Consider the following 14,732-nt stretch of genomic DNA (forward strand, 5'->3'; position numbering starts at 1 on the left):
GTCCTTTTACTTACGATAGAGAGGTGAACAACATTGAAACTCATCAAAGGAGATCAACTTACAAGTCACCTAGAGAAACATATTTTTATACAGTGCTTTGTTTTTGAAAATATCATCACTACAGCGAATGCGGCGAAAGTTAAGATATACTTCAATGAACCAATTTCACACTATTCAACGAGCCCTAAACAATTAGAATCTGCTCGGATTTTTGTTGGTGAAGTTCATTATCATCTAAGTCTTCCGACGCTTGAGAAGCGTTTTTATCTCGAGTTCTCAAATGGAAGCAAGCATCAAATCGTATTAGCTGCTCATGAGCCAATAGACGAAGTAATTGTCCTACTTCAGTATTTCTTTATGAATTATTCAAGGTAATTTAAAAAGCGAGAAGTAGTCTTTAGACTACTTCTCGCTTTTATGGGAGTTTGATTATATCGATGCTCATTTGCTGACACGGTACAAATAAGTCATCAAGTTTAATCAAATGAAATAACATTACTAATATATTCCCAGAAAGTTAATAATTAAACCTTTTAAAGACAATTTTATTAGTTAAATCTTGATATAGTTAATCGAGTTTACAACAGTAATTTCAAAATAATTGAAATAATGATAAAATATTATAGACTAGATAATTTTTATACTTAGAATAATGGAGGAACATAATGAAAGTTGATTCACTAAGTGCAACGAATTCTTACAAAGAGAATATACACCTTTTAGAATTCGTTCATGAGATTGAATTCTATGACCATCATTTACATAAAAAAGAGTTGCAGTACCCTTCTTTAATGAAACATTTACAAAGACAAGCAAATCTATTAACGATTCAAGCATTAAATAATTTGACTTCTATACATTTAGCGGAAGAACGTATGATTCAACTGGTAAGAAACACATATGTCCCTTTTCATATACAAGAACGTGAGCTCGCTGGCCATCGTGATGCCCTCTCTTATATACATGATCATCACATCGACTATTCAGTTTATGATTTTCGCATCGTGTATATTATTCATAAGGAAATAAATCAGCATTTGACTACAAACCAATTCAATGAAAAAACAAGTTTATTTCCTGAGAACCCTTTACTTCCCCACTCCATCACGTCGACTAGTCAATGTCTTTCTACAGCTGACCTTCAAAAGTTATTTTTTGAATTTCAATCATCAATTGAAGTCCAAAAAATGCATCCTTTAATTGCAATTCCTTTATTACTCCATAAATTCTTTAAACAAATAAGAGGTCATTATGATGCATTAAGACTCATGAGGCTGTTGAATATCTACTTACTTCACCAATTTGATTATCGAATCCAATGTTACTTTTCACTCGATCGACAATTTAATGAATCCTACGACAGTTTTCATGACAGCTTTCTACAAAGATTTAAGGATCAAGATGCCGATGCGATCTTACCGTTACATCAATGGACTCAATTCTACTTAGAAACTGTTCTAACAGCTTACAAAGAAATAGGCGGCTTTATTAATGCTTATAAAAACCGTTCCATTTCCGAAATAAAGATGGAGCAAATTTTTACGTTTATAACGTCCCAATCGGAACCCTTCACAAAACAACAGTTGCTAGAACATCATCCTGAGGCAGGTAAACAGCTTGTCGAAAAAATGTTGCGTATTTTGCGAAATAAAGGTCAGATACGATGTATCGGAAAAGGAAAGAACATAAAATGGGAATGGATATCAGAAAAAAAGAACACAATAATGTCATAATTCTTACTTTCTGCTTCGTTTGTTCATTCAACTATCTTAAACAATGAGTTGTGGTTGACTCATAAGAACTTCCTCTTTTCTCCACAGCAATGATGGGTAATCAAATCATCTGTTTTTGATAGAATCAATGTTCGACATCCTAAACAAGAAAACAATTTGATCTTAGCAGTTTTTGTAGTCAAAGCATTTCTTCTTAATTCGTTTTCAAAAATGAATTTAGATTGATAAGCAGAAACTGAATAAGAATACATTTTCAAATCCTCCTTATAGATTGCTAGAAATAATGCTTGTTGTCGTTTTTTCTTCTATCGTATTAAACTAAGAATAGTATAGTTTAGTATATACCCGAATTTAAAGATGTATAAATAGTTATATATGTGATTGAAAATACTATTTACTTTTTCATCATCCAGTCCGATATATGAACTATACTCTCGTTACTAATTTATTTAGGAGGTTGAGCATGAGCGGGAAAAAACACTCCATTCGCACTCGATTATTGTTGATTATCGGACTAATCTTTACTTTATTTTTTATTATAAGTAGTGCATCACTTTACTTTAATACTAAACAGACTGCATTATCTACCTTAAAAGCTACAGCTGAAAAAGATGCGTTACGTATTGCAAATACAATTAATTTAGAGAAATATGAATCCTTTCTAAATGAACTAACGCCATCAGCAAAGTACGACCAATTACGTGAACAATTAAATACCCTTCGCAAGGAAAATGGCTTAATGTATGCGTACACAGCACGAGTAGAAAATAATAAAGTTCATCTTTTAGTAGATGGATTACCTGCAAAGGACGCTGTAAAAATCGATTCCCCTGCGACTGGAGCAAAAGCAAAAGACATGAAAGATGTTTTAAAAGGACAAACTTTTGCGACTGATGTCATTCAAGATCCTGATTATGGCGAGTACATCAGTGTGTATGTACCTTTGAAAAGTTCTTCGGGTCAAGTCATTGGTATTTTAGGAACAGATATTGCTGCAAAAGAAGTCACTGAATTAACGACTTCTTTGTTAAAACAAAACCTTCCTCTCTTTATTGGCTTATTATTGTTGTTACTTCTTGGAACGCTTACCTTGTTATATATTGTTCTTGGACGAAAGTTAAGACCGCTCGAAACATTGCAATCAGTCGCAGACCTAATTGCTAAAGGACATCTTAAACAAGCAAAACAAACATTAACGGATTTGACTATTCCTTCAAAAGATGAAATTTATGCGTTAGCAATCTCCATTCGTGACATGAATGAGATGCTACGAGTAATGATTGCTGATATTAAACAAACATCAAATCTTGTCACGACGACCAGTCATTCAATCGATCACAGCACGACAGAAGTATTAGATGGTTCTACACAAATTGCGCGTACAATGGGAGAGATCGCAATCGGTACAGAGAACCAGACCCATGTCACACTGTCTTTAAATGAAGAAATGCAAAGTTTTTCTTCGCTGATTCAAACTGCCTCCGAATCTGGTCGGACCATTCAAGAGACAACCATAGATATGGCTTCGTTAACAAAAATTGGACGTGACCAAATGCAACAGTCAGTAGAAAGAATGAATCACATTCATCAACAAGTCGTTCAATCTGCCGATCAGGTCGAGCAGTTGAAACAACAATCTTCTGATATTCAAGCTTTAGTCGGGATCATTCGTGGTATTTCGGAACAAACCAATCTTCTTGCGCTTAACGCAGCTATTGAAGCCGCTCGAGCTGGTGAACAAGGTAAAGGATTTGCTGTAGTCGCTACAGAGGTGAAAAATCTGTCGAGTCATGTTGCTAGTAGTGTAAGTGAAATCGCCTCAATCGTTACCTCAATCGAGACGAGTGCCGCTCAAATGCAACAGAGTTTCTCTACTACAGTGCAAGCAACGGAGAGTGGTAAGCAAATTGTTCTTGAAACGGATAAGACATTTGAGAATCTATCTACTCAGGTTACAGACGTCTCTACGTCAACCAGACATATGACTGAGAAAATGAATCATGTTTTAGCTTCTGAGCAAAAAATCCGAATGGCGCTTGAGGAGATAGCTGCAGTTGCAGAAGAACACACAGCAAGTAATGAAGAAGTGGCAGCTGCATCGGAGCAGATGATTGCTACCATCACTACATTGCACGATTTAGTAGAAAACTTGAATGAGCGAACGAATCATTTGGAATCAGAATCGAAAAAATTTGATATTTAAGTTTTTCTATACGGAAAGGTGACCTTTAAAATTTAAAGCACCTTTCCGTTTCTTTTAATTTTTTTTTAAGATAAACTCTATGAACCATTAAAGTTTTTTTAAAACACTCGTAAGTAATAAATAATAGAAGGGATTTATCGTAATATGACTGAACAGCTAAATTCTTTTTCTTCACTTTCTCCTGCTATTCAGAAAGAAAAAATGGTCCGTTTAATTCAAGGACTTCAGCAAATTCATACTACGCCAATAAAGGCAAGCCATTACATCACTCTTACGGAATTCCTTCCATACCCACCATATGAAGAAGTCCTTCAACTTTACGGAACGTGGAAGAATTTTTTAATTGAAAGTGGCGTGATAAAAGCATCTGCTAAGCCACAAAAAACATCAATTAGTCGTACCCCAAAAGAAAAGCCAATATTGATTCAGAACAAATTATCAATAGAAGAAAGCTTACACTTATGTTCTAAAAAAATCGGTCCTTCATTTACTGTACGTCAGTATACTGAATTGAGAAAAAAATACCCTTCTATGATGAGTGCTAGTAACATTACACATCATCACGGGAGCTGGAAACTAGCTTTAACTTACCATGGATATCTTTCAGGTGAGGCCCAATCGAAAAAAAATTGTCTGAAAGCCCTGGAGTCTGCCCAAATAGATTTTAATACGTGTAACCTCACCATAACGCAATATCGAAAATGGCTAAAAAATAATGTAGGACCATCTGTTCCAATGATCAAGCTAAGATTTGGGAATTGGAAAAATGCGCTATCATTTCTCACTGACTAATTTTTCGTCACTTTTGAACGATAGAATTGTCTAGAAGAAGGGTATACACGGTAATATGTCATATTTATTTGATCATCCGTTCGCTGATTCGTACCTTAAGTTTTTAGGCAGATGAATCGGTCACATGGGAGGAGGTATATCCTTTGGATAAGATTACTTTCGTCGTTCATTTGGTTTTACTATTTATTTTAAACGTGTGTTATTTAAATGAAGCATTGCACATCGGTTCTGTACTTATTTTGATTCTTTTATCTATCATCGAGGCTGTTATTCTTCAATTACTACTGAAACCACTCTTATCAAATCGGTCTATTTTTCGTGCTGCCACACAAAACCAAAGAGAAAAAACTGAACTTTCTCAGTAAGATTAACTCAGCATTAGATAAAGCAACAGATAGAAACCTATGGAGAAACATATACTTTTTAAAAGTATATGTTTCTCCATTTCTTTTGCTTCCAACACGAGAATCTCTTAGATTGCTTTAGTTGTAGATGAATACTTAAAAGGTAGAGGAAAAATTACTAACTGCAATGATTTTTGGAACGACTCCTCTTTAATAATGTAATGTGGCTTTTTTTATTTACATTCGTCTATCAAGTGACTAGTGTTGACAAAAGACTTTACACTCGCTTCACTATCTGAAAATTTTTACTTTAAAGGATAATCTAAACAATTGATAACATATACCGATATTACTGTCTGTATGGAAAAAACTCAGGAGGACTTGTATGCAAAACAAACGTACGCATTCTTTAAGAAACAGACTATCCCTTATTATCGGTATGATTCTTCTTTTATTTTTCTTGTTCAGTAACGTCGCCCTCTATTTCAACACCACACAAACGGCACTGTCTACTCTCAAAAAGACAGCTATCCAAGATCTCCAAAGGATCTCAAAACAAATTGATCCTACATTATATGAGCGTTTTCTCGCTCAACCCGAAAAAGGAACAGATTATGAGAAGCTTCGTTCTCAGTTAGATGATCTGCGTCTGCAAAATGGTCTTCTATATACGTATACCGCACTCGTAGAAGATGATCACGTAAAGCTCATGGTAGATGGTAGCTCTTCGGAGAGCGCAAGTGACATCGGAGAACCTTCAACCGGCGCTTCTTATAAAGACGTAAAAGACGTTCTTTCAGGTAAGACACACGCTACTGATATCATCGAAGACAAGAAATACGGTAAATATATCAGTGTTTTTGTTCCGATTAAATCCACTGACGGCAGCGTTATTGGTATTTTAGGTGGGGATATTTCAGCAGATGAGGTCCATGAACTCACGATGGCTCTCGCTAAACAAAACTTCCCGCTCTTCTTTTTAGGCCTCATCCTCTTCCTTGGCATCACATTGATTTACTTACGGTGGATTCTTATGCGCAAGCTTGATCCAATTCGTACGCTCCAAGAGGTCGCTCAATTCATTGCAGCAGGTGATTTAAAAAATGCGGATCTTCGATTGCGAGAGTTGAAGGTGAGCGCGAACGATGAGGTCCACTCCCTTGCAGTATCGATGCAAGACATGAACGACATGTTGAGTAAGATGATTGGCGAAATCAAAAAAACTTCTACATTGATCACTCAAACTAGTGAAACCATCGACTCTAGTTCACAGGAAGTCCTCGACGGATCGACGCAAATCGCGCATACGATGACAGAGATTGCTGTAGGAACTGAGAGCCAGACTCACGTGACTCATTCTCTCAACGAAGAGATGAATGCGTTCGCAGGTTTGATTCAGAGTACGGATGAAGTCAGCACGAATATTAATAACGCTACGATCGAGATGAATGAATTGACACAAGAGGGTCGCGCTCACATGCATCAGTCTGTCGAGCGAATGAACGTCATCCATTCTCACGTCCAACGTTCAACGAATCAAGTGCAAGAGCTCAATCGACAATCAGAAGAAATCCAAGGTCTCATTTCTATCATTCGTGATATCTCTGAACAAACCAATCTCCTGGCACTGAATGCTGCGATCGAAGCAGCTCGTGCCGGCGAGCAAGGGAAAGGATTTGCCGTCGTCGCTTCTGAAGTGAAGAATCTCTCCATGCACGTTGCAGAAAACGTCAGTCAAATCTCCTCTATTGTAAACAATGTCCTCATCAGTACTCGATCGATGGAAAAAAGTTTTACTGAGACAGTCAGTGAGACAGAGGCCGGTAAGCAATCCATCCTTGATACGGATCAATCTTTTAGTCGATTGACAGAACACGTCGATGTCGTGTCCCAGTCTTCACAACATATGGCGCGTCAAATGCAGAACGTCCTTCAATCAGAAAATCGCATTCGTCACGCGTTAAGCGAGATTGCATCCGTCGCCGAGGAACATACTGCAGGAAACGAAGAAGTCGCTGCAGCATCAGAACAGATGATTGGTACGGTCACCGCTTTGCATGACTTAGTTGTCACTTTAAACGAAACGACAGATGTTTTAGAAAAAGGGACAAATCGCTTTAAGATTTAAGGGTAATATCTTTCACCAAAAAACATCCCCTTTGTAGAATTGCTCTACAAAGGGGATGTTTTGTTTTGACTTCATGGCCGTTTAACTCGACACCGCGTATACGACATTCACTATATTTCATATGAGTAAAAAGCTAGTATTGATTCTACTTAAATCGGCTTATCAAAATATGGCTTCTTATCAATACCCCACGTAAAGATCTGTGCCCGTGTATGACGATTCGGATCGTACAAAGGGTCACCCTCAATTTCCGTGTAGGTCCGTGCATGATAGACAATAACGTCGCGTCCCTGCTCATCTATCGTAAAGCTATTATGTCCTGGTCCATATTGGCTAGCCGCATCGTTCGTCGCGAAGACTGGCCGCAATGACTTTTCCCAAACATCCGGATTCAGTGGATCATCGTCTTCTGAAGCACTCAACATACCCATGCAATAATTCTCATCCGTTGCACTAGCAGAATACGTAATGAAGATTTGTCCGTGACGCTTCAGGACTGCAGGTCCTTCGTTCACCAGAAAGCCTTTTGTCTCCCAATCAAGCTCTGGCTTTGTCAACATGACTTGCGGTTTTTGAATGGTCCAAGGATTCTTTAAAGAAGCGATATATAGGTTCGAGTTCCCTTCGATGAAAGGATCTTTTTGTGCCCATACTAAGTAATGAACATCTTGATGTTCGAACACGGTCGCATCAAGGGCAAATGAATCCCACTGTGTTTCAATTTGTCCTCGTTCTATCCATTCGCCTTCTAGCGGGTTGTCCGAACCATTCTCTAACACAAACATGCGATGATCAAAGAGTCCGTTTACAATTTCACGTGACTTCGCAGCTGCAAAATAAAGATACCATTTCCCATGAATATGATGTAATTCGGGTGCCCAAATCAGATCACTCATCGGACCAGTATCAGGTTTGACCCAAGCTGTCACCGCTTCTACATCTTTTAGTTCATGAAGAGATTTAGCACGACGCAATTCGATTCGATCGTATTCGGGAACGGATGCTGTGAAATAATAATAACCATCAGAATGAAGATACACCCATGGATCTGCCCGTTGCTCTAAAACAAGATTCCGATCCTCTGTCTGGTTCATCGTGTGACCTCCTTGTTGACCATCCTGTTTTTAAAAATAGGCATATCTCCCTGCCAAGAAAATGGTCGTATATACGTATGGCGATTCGGATCCCATAATGGATCACCTTCGATATCTTTATAGTTCCGCGCATGATAGACAATTATATCGGTCCCATCTGCGAGTGTCGTGAAACTGTTATGACCTGGTCCGTATTCACGAATTGACTCATTTGTCGTAAGAATGGGTTGCGGGTATTTTTTCCAATGAGTGGCATCTAACATATCTTCTTTTTCATCGATACGAAGAAGACCTACACAATAGTTATGATTTGTTGCACTTGCTGAGAACGTCACATATATATGTCCATTCCGCTTCATAACAGCAGGTCCTTCGTTCACCAGAAAGCCGACTTTTTCCCATGAATATTCAGGTGTTGCAATCATGGTCTGGGGCCCTGTCAATGTCCAAGGATTCTCCATTTCAGAAATATAGAGATTGGAATTCCCTTCAATTTTAGGATCTTTCTGAGCCCAAATGTAATATAACCGGTTCTCATGCTCGAAAGTTGTTGCATCGAGGGCGAACGATTCTTTCCATGTCTTGATTCGTCCTTTTTCCACCCATTCGCCTTCCAACGGATTGGATGAAACATTCTCGAGAACATACATGCGATGATCAAAAATAGCATCTTCACGTGCCGCCGCGAAATAGAGATACCATTTCCCTTGAATATAATGCAATTCTGGCGCCCAAATGTTGGCACTCATAATTCCAGTGGAGCGCTTCTTCCACACGACTTTCTCTTCTGCTCCAGTCAATTCCCCGAGCGTCTGAGCGCGACGTAGCGGAATCCCGCTAAAATCAGGTAAGGACGCCGTAAAATAATAATAGCCATCTGTATGACGCATGATCCATGGATCCGCGCGTTGTTCTACGATTGGATTTACGATTGTCTCTGTCATAATGAACGCTCCTCTGTTTCAAAGTGGGTCGTTTGTAAGCTCAACTGTTTTAACAGGGTGTGTCTTTCGCGAAGCCGATACGCTTCTCTCTTGCTACTCGCCAGGAGAAGGGGTGAAATACCGATTTCCTCTGGTCGAATCGGGGCTTGTAACGAATTAAAAACGGACTCCATCTTCTGTCGTGTCGGGAGCTGAGTCGCCCACTCCTCCATCTCCCTCGGTACAGTAGACTGCTCTTGAATCATCGTTTTATAGGTATCGATGAGTTCCATCGTCGCAATTGCAACTTTGGTGCCATGCAAGACCGCCGGACGTTCGTGTGTCAAGAAGTCCATCTCCCAGTAATGAGAGAGGTGGTGTTCTCCACCAGATGCAGGATGTGAGTGTCCAAAAATCAACATCGCAATTCCTGATAAAATCAATGAATCCATCAGCTGATCTAAACCTTCCGCTTTTTCTGCATAGATATCTGGTAGAGCTTTTACACAATCGAATAAAGCTTGTTCTGTCAATCGAGCAACTACAGGACAAAAGGGTTCTTGTCCATCAGAGGCACCAAAACGCCAATCCAGTAAGGAGGTGTACTTCCCAAGCATGTCGCCGACACCTGCCGCCACTAACGCACGAGGTGCATCACGGATAATGTCGCTTGGGATGAATACTGCAATTGGTGAGACGAGCTGATAGGTGATTTTCTTCCCTCTTATGATTAAGGGGGCTCCTTTTGAAGTAAATCCGTCCACTGAAGGAGCGGTCGGCACAGATAAGAATGGGATTTTTGCTTTCGCAGCACAAAACCGCGTCACATCATGAATGGTACCTGCTCCAAGTGCAATCAATGCATCCACACTATCATTCAGCTCGAGCATTACTTGTACAACTGCTAGTTCATCAGCTGCGACGTCCCCTTGTTTGTTCGGTGAGAGCGTGACTAAGGTGACATCAATTCCTACCGTCATCAATGCTTTCTGCAACGGGGAATAACCGACCGTCTGCGTAGTGACATCAGCGATGACGAGAAGATGCCGCCACTCTTTCTTCTGCACAAACTTGACTAGCGATTGCCACACCTTTTCCGAGGCATTGATTTGCTCAATCGAAATCGGATGGTGTGGATTTCCACAAAAACATGTGGCAACCTGCTTTTGTATCTGTTCGAGGTTCATCGACTGACTCCTTTCCCGACACGATATTCCGTTTCCCAGTGATACGTCTGCCCCGCCGATAATTGGATAGAAGGAAAATTACTGTGATGAACGGCGTCAGGAAGATGTTGAGGCTCCAGACAAACACCATAATATTTTCGAGAGCGTCCCTCACGTAACATCGTTTCTTCATTCATCTGGTTTCCTGAATAGAGCACGAGAGCAGGTGCAGTCGTAGACAACATCAAGGAGCGTTTACTTTCAGGATCGTACAGCGTCGCTTTTCGTTGGTCGTCGAATACAAAAGGATGATCATAACCATTGACGAGTTGATTTTGTGGATGGCTTGAAGCTGGACCATCTCCCAGCATTCGTCCTGATCGGAAGTCGAAAGGGGTCTGATCGACATCCAATAGGCGACCTGTAGGAATCAAATCATTTCGAAGCTCAGCAAATTGATTAGCCGGTAACGTCAATTCATGCTGTAAGACATCTCGGTTTCCGCTACTTAGATTGAAATACGTATGATTTGTCATATCAACCACTGTATCTGTGTCACTGGTTGCCTGATACGTAATCTTGACACCGTCTTTTAACAATACAAACGAAGCTCTGACATCGAGTGCACCCATATAGCCATTCTCACCATCAGGACTTACATACCGAAGAATGAGATGCGTATTGGATACGTCTTCCACTTTCCAGAATCGACAGTGAAGACCGTCTCCTCCGTGAAGATGATGCTTCCCTTCGTTTTGAGACAGATGGTACGTTACACCGTCCATATCGAATGTTCCGTCCTCGATTCGCCCAGCCACACGGCCGACCGTCGCGCCCAAGTAATATGTGTCTGTCATGTATTCCTCAACCGTATCGTAAGACAAGATGAGGTTTTTCCATCCCTCATCTTGAATCGAAAACTCTTGCAGAGTTGCTCCATATGTCAATATACGTAAACGACACATATCGTTCTCGAGCGTAAATGCCGTCTGATCTATTACTTCTTGTCGTTCCATCTCAAGTCGCTCCTTTTTCACCAAACCTTCACCGGACAATGCTTCGTTGCAAGGCGTGCCCGATAAGAGACATAGCATCCGCATTTCAAACAGGTATCGTCCTGGTAAAACGAACAGACTGCACATTGACGAAGACGTTCCTGATATTCAGCGTCCGTGACTTGTGCCATGACTTCCGCGTCGATGGTCAATAACCAATCAGTGTCTACTTCTGTTGGAGGACAAGTACGACACCGTCTTGTCTCGACGACTTTCATCTCAGCGAACCGCCAGTGTGATGACGCTCATCGCTGGAACATCCATGATGAGCTTCCCGTCTTCCGTCACCTTGACCTCATGCTCACGTGGCGCAACCACGTCTGGTTGTTCAAATGTATTATGGGCATTGAGATGATCTGCTGTTAAAATGCGCGCTGATACGTCCGAAATCGTACCCATTCCTCGCAGATCAATTTCGACCTTATCGCTGTTTTGATGATCGAGCTGGCAGAGGCTAATATGCAATACACCATCAGCATCACGAGAAGCTGTCGCGTTTACAGAAGGAATCGATTCTTCTTTGGCTACATAGTCACGCGTGATGGCTGCTAGCTCGACACGTTCAGCATCTTGATGGACACGATACATCTCAAAGACATGGTATGTCGGTGTGAGAATGAACTGGTCTCCCTCCGTTAAAATCATCGCTTGAAGTACATTGACCATTTGCGCGATATTCGCCATGTGAACACGGTCATTATGCTTATGGAAGATATTGAAGTGAATTGCTGCGACGAGTGCATCCCGAATAGAGTTTTGTTGATACAAGAAGCCTGGATTTGTTCCTGGTTCAACGTCAAACCATGTTCCCCATTCATCGATGATGAGACCGACCCGCTTCTCTGGATCATATTGATCCATGATTTGTCCATGCTTTGTAATCAGTTCATCCATGTAATAAGCACGTTTCAAGGTGAGGAACCATTCATCTTCCGTAAAGTCTAGCGCTGATCCCTTACCTAACCAAAAATCGCCTGGGATCGTGTAATAGTGAAGGCTGAGACCATCCATCATCGTACCCGCTTCACGCATAAGAACTTCAGTCCATTTATAATCATCAATGTTTGCACCACCAGCAATCTTGTAGAGTTGATTGCCATCGTAGTTACGCACATAGGTCTGATAGCGTCGATATAGGTCGGCATAATATTCCGGACGCATATTTCCACCGCAACCCCAGTTCTCGTTACCAACACCGAAATACGTAAGCGACCATGGCTCTATACGGCCATTCTCCTGACGCCAGTTCGCCATCGGTGACTCACCATTGAACGTCATGTACTCCACCCATTCAGACATCTCTTGGACGGTTCCACTTCCCACGTTTCCACAAATATAAGGCTCACACTCTAGTAGTTCACAAAGACGCATAAATTCATGGGTTCCGAAATGATTGTTTTCAACGACGCCACCCCAATGTGTATTGACCATCCGTTTTCGGTTTTCATTCGGTCCGATACCATCTTTCCAGTGGTATTCGTCTGCAAAGCACCCACCCGGCCAGCGTAAGACCGGAATGTTCAATTTCTTCAATGCTGTTAGTACATCGTTCCGAATGCCATCTGTATTCGGTATGGTCGACTCCGGACCGACCCAAAGACCTTCATAAATACAACGCCCGAGGTGTTCCGCAAAGTGTCCATAGATATGTTTACTGATTTTACCTTTTGGTAAATCCACGTTGACGATCAATTGTGTTGCCGCTTCTTTTGTATTTAACGTTGATGTGACGAGTTGGTTATTCATAGTATCTCCTCCAAGAAAAGGGACCTAGCAAGGTCCCAATAAATTATGGTCGATAGTACAGTTCATTCCAACGTAACTCATTATTAAATCGAACCGTCTCCGTTTCTTTATCGATAACAGCAATTTCAATGTTCAGAAGTTCTGCGAAGTCGCGCAATTGTTCAGTTGTTACTTCGTACGAGTAACAAGTATGGTGCGCTCCCCCGGCTTGGATCCAGTTTTCGACAGCTTGAGCCATCGATGGTTCTGTTTTCCATAGAACACGTGCCACCGGAAGATTCGGCATTGCTTCCTCAGGTTGGATGCCCTCAACTGTGTTTACCAAGAGACGGAAGCGATGTCCTAAATCAATCAGACTAGCGTTCAATGCCTTGCCATTCTGTCCTTCGAATACCATCCGCGCTGGCGCTTCACGATCTCCGATTCCGAGAGGATGAACTTCGATTCTAGGCTTATCGACCGCAATCGTCGGACAAATCTCGAGCATATGCGCTCCGAGTACCATCTCGTTGCCTGGTTCAAAATGATAAGTATAGTCTTCCATGAAAGATGTCCGTTCGTTGCTCGCCATGATTTTCATAAGTCGAACAAGTGCTGCGGTTTTCCAGTCTCCTTCTCCAGCAAACCCGTACCCTTGCTCCATCAATCGTTGGACGGCTAGTCCAGGTAGTTGATTGATGCCATGTAGGTCTTCGAAGGTTGTCGTGAAGGCCGTGTATCCACCTGCTTCAAGAAAAGCTTTCATGCCGAGTTCGATGCGCCCTTGATAGCGGACCGATTCCTGGAATGCTTCTTCTTCCATTCCAGTATTCGTCATTTCATACCGCGTGCGATATTCTTCCATCAAGTCATCTAAATCCGACTCCGATACCGCATTCATATAGGTGACGAGATCACCGACACCATACCCATCGACCGTCCAGCCCAGTTGAATCTGGGCTTCGACTTTATCACCTTCCGTCACCGCTACATTCCGCATGTTGTCACCAAAACGCGCGACCTTTAAGTTCTTACTTTCCGCTAACGCATGTGCCACATTCATCCAAGATGACATCTTTTGGCGTGTGAGTTCATCTTCCCAATGTCCGACGAGTACTTTTCGCTTCACGTTCATCCGACTTGTGATAAAACCATGTTCACGATCACCGTGCGCCGACTGATTGAGGTTCATGAAATCCATATCGATCGCATCCCACGGGATGTCACGATTGAACTGTGTTCCAAAATGAAGCAAAGGTTTTTGTAACACACGCATCCCACTGATCCACATTTTCGATGGTGAGAAGGTATGCATCCATGTGATCACACCGGCACAGGCATCATCAGCATTCGCCCGCAACATCATCTGCCGAATTTCTTCTGCATTTTTGACGACTCCCTTGTAAACAATTCGATCTCGGAAGACATCCGCTGCATCTAATCCTGAGACGATCTCTTTCGAATGTGTTTCGACTTGACGAAGTACCTCCTCACCGTAGAGCATCTGGCTTCCTGTCACGAACCAAAATTCGTGTGTGTTTGCTGTCAACATTTAAAATCCCCCTCATC

The 14,732-nt window shown here is 41.4% G+C and carries 12 protein-coding genes; 5 read left to right on the forward strand and 7 right to left on the reverse strand.

What is annotated here, in order from left to right; genetic code table 11:
- Positions 1 to 33 precede the first annotated feature (33 nt).
- From N179_RS15685 to N179_RS15710, 5 genes are all read left to right on the forward strand, one after another.
- Entirely contained in the window at positions 34 to 375 is a 342-nt protein-coding gene (locus N179_RS15685) for a hypothetical protein (protein ID WP_055970011.1), read from the forward strand.
- A 290-nt stretch (positions 376 to 665) separates the two neighbouring features.
- A complete protein-coding gene (locus tag N179_RS15690; RefSeq protein ID WP_055970014.1) occupies positions 666 to 1,733 on the forward strand; it encodes a hypothetical protein in 1,068 nt (355 codons plus the stop codon).
- A 463-nt stretch (positions 1,734 to 2,196) separates the two neighbouring features.
- A complete protein-coding gene (locus N179_RS15695) occupies positions 2,197 to 3,936 on the forward strand; it encodes a methyl-accepting chemotaxis protein (protein WP_055970016.1) in 1,740 nt (579 codons plus the stop codon).
- A gap of 144 nt (positions 3,937 to 4,080) precedes the next feature.
- Positions 4,081 to 4,728: a hypothetical protein gene (locus N179_RS15700; RefSeq protein WP_055970019.1), complete on the forward strand. Its 648-nt coding sequence runs from the start codon at positions 4,081 to 4,083 to the stop codon at positions 4,726 to 4,728.
- Between the two features lie 729 nt (positions 4,729 to 5,457).
- The gene (locus tag N179_RS15710) at positions 5,458 to 7,200 is read left to right on the forward strand and encodes a methyl-accepting chemotaxis protein (RefSeq protein WP_055970022.1); all 1,743 of its coding nucleotides are present in this window, start codon (positions 5,458 to 5,460) and stop codon (positions 7,198 to 7,200) included.
- A gap of 149 nt (positions 7,201 to 7,349) precedes the next feature.
- On the opposite strand, the gene N179_RS15715 is transcribed toward N179_RS15710, so the two are convergent.
- Genes N179_RS15715 through araA form a run of 7 tightly spaced genes read right to left on the reverse strand, consistent with a single transcriptional unit; the run spans position 7,350 to position 14,715 of the window.
- Entirely contained in the window at positions 7,350 to 8,294 is a 945-nt protein-coding gene (locus N179_RS15715) for a glycoside hydrolase family 43 protein (RefSeq protein ID WP_055970025.1), read from the reverse strand.
- Positions 8,291 to 9,238 (reverse strand): glycoside hydrolase family 43 protein, encoded by a 948-nt coding sequence (locus N179_RS15720; protein WP_055970028.1) that lies wholly within the window; start codon positions 9,236 to 9,238, stop codon positions 8,291 to 8,293. Before N179_RS15720 ends, N179_RS15715 begins: the two co-directional genes overlap by 4 nt.
- Positions 9,235 to 10,404 carry a sn-glycerol-1-phosphate dehydrogenase gene (locus N179_RS15725; protein ID WP_055970031.1) on the reverse strand — a complete coding sequence of 390 codons (1,170 nt, stop codon included), beginning with the start codon at positions 10,402 to 10,404 and terminating at the stop codon, positions 9,235 to 9,237. The genes N179_RS15720 and N179_RS15725 overlap by 4 nt, the downstream gene beginning before the upstream one ends.
- A complete protein-coding gene (locus tag N179_RS15730; RefSeq protein WP_055970034.1) occupies positions 10,401 to 11,399 on the reverse strand; it encodes an aldose epimerase family protein in 999 nt (332 codons plus the stop codon). Before N179_RS15730 ends, N179_RS15725 begins: the two co-directional genes overlap by 4 nt.
- Positions 11,400 to 11,416: 17 nt before the next feature.
- Positions 11,417 to 11,656, reverse strand: coding sequence for a DUF6171 family protein (locus N179_RS17310; protein WP_160315905.1), 240 nt, complete (start codon positions 11,654 to 11,656; stop codon positions 11,417 to 11,419).
- A 1-nt stretch (position 11,657) separates the two neighbouring features.
- Positions 11,658 to 13,184 (reverse strand): alpha-N-arabinofuranosidase, encoded by a 1,527-nt coding sequence (locus N179_RS15735; protein WP_055970037.1) that lies wholly within the window; start codon positions 13,182 to 13,184, stop codon positions 11,658 to 11,660.
- 43 nt (positions 13,185 to 13,227) lie between these two features.
- Positions 13,228 to 14,715 (reverse strand): L-arabinose isomerase, encoded by a 1,488-nt coding sequence (gene araA, locus N179_RS15740; RefSeq protein ID WP_055970040.1) that lies wholly within the window; start codon positions 14,713 to 14,715, stop codon positions 13,228 to 13,230.
- Positions 14,716 to 14,732 lie beyond the last annotated feature (17 nt).

The sequence above is a fragment of the Exiguobacterium indicum HHS 31 genome, from assembly GCF_001939065.1.
Lineage (GTDB): Bacteria > Bacillota > Bacilli > Exiguobacteriales > Exiguobacteriaceae > Exiguobacterium_A > Exiguobacterium_A indicum.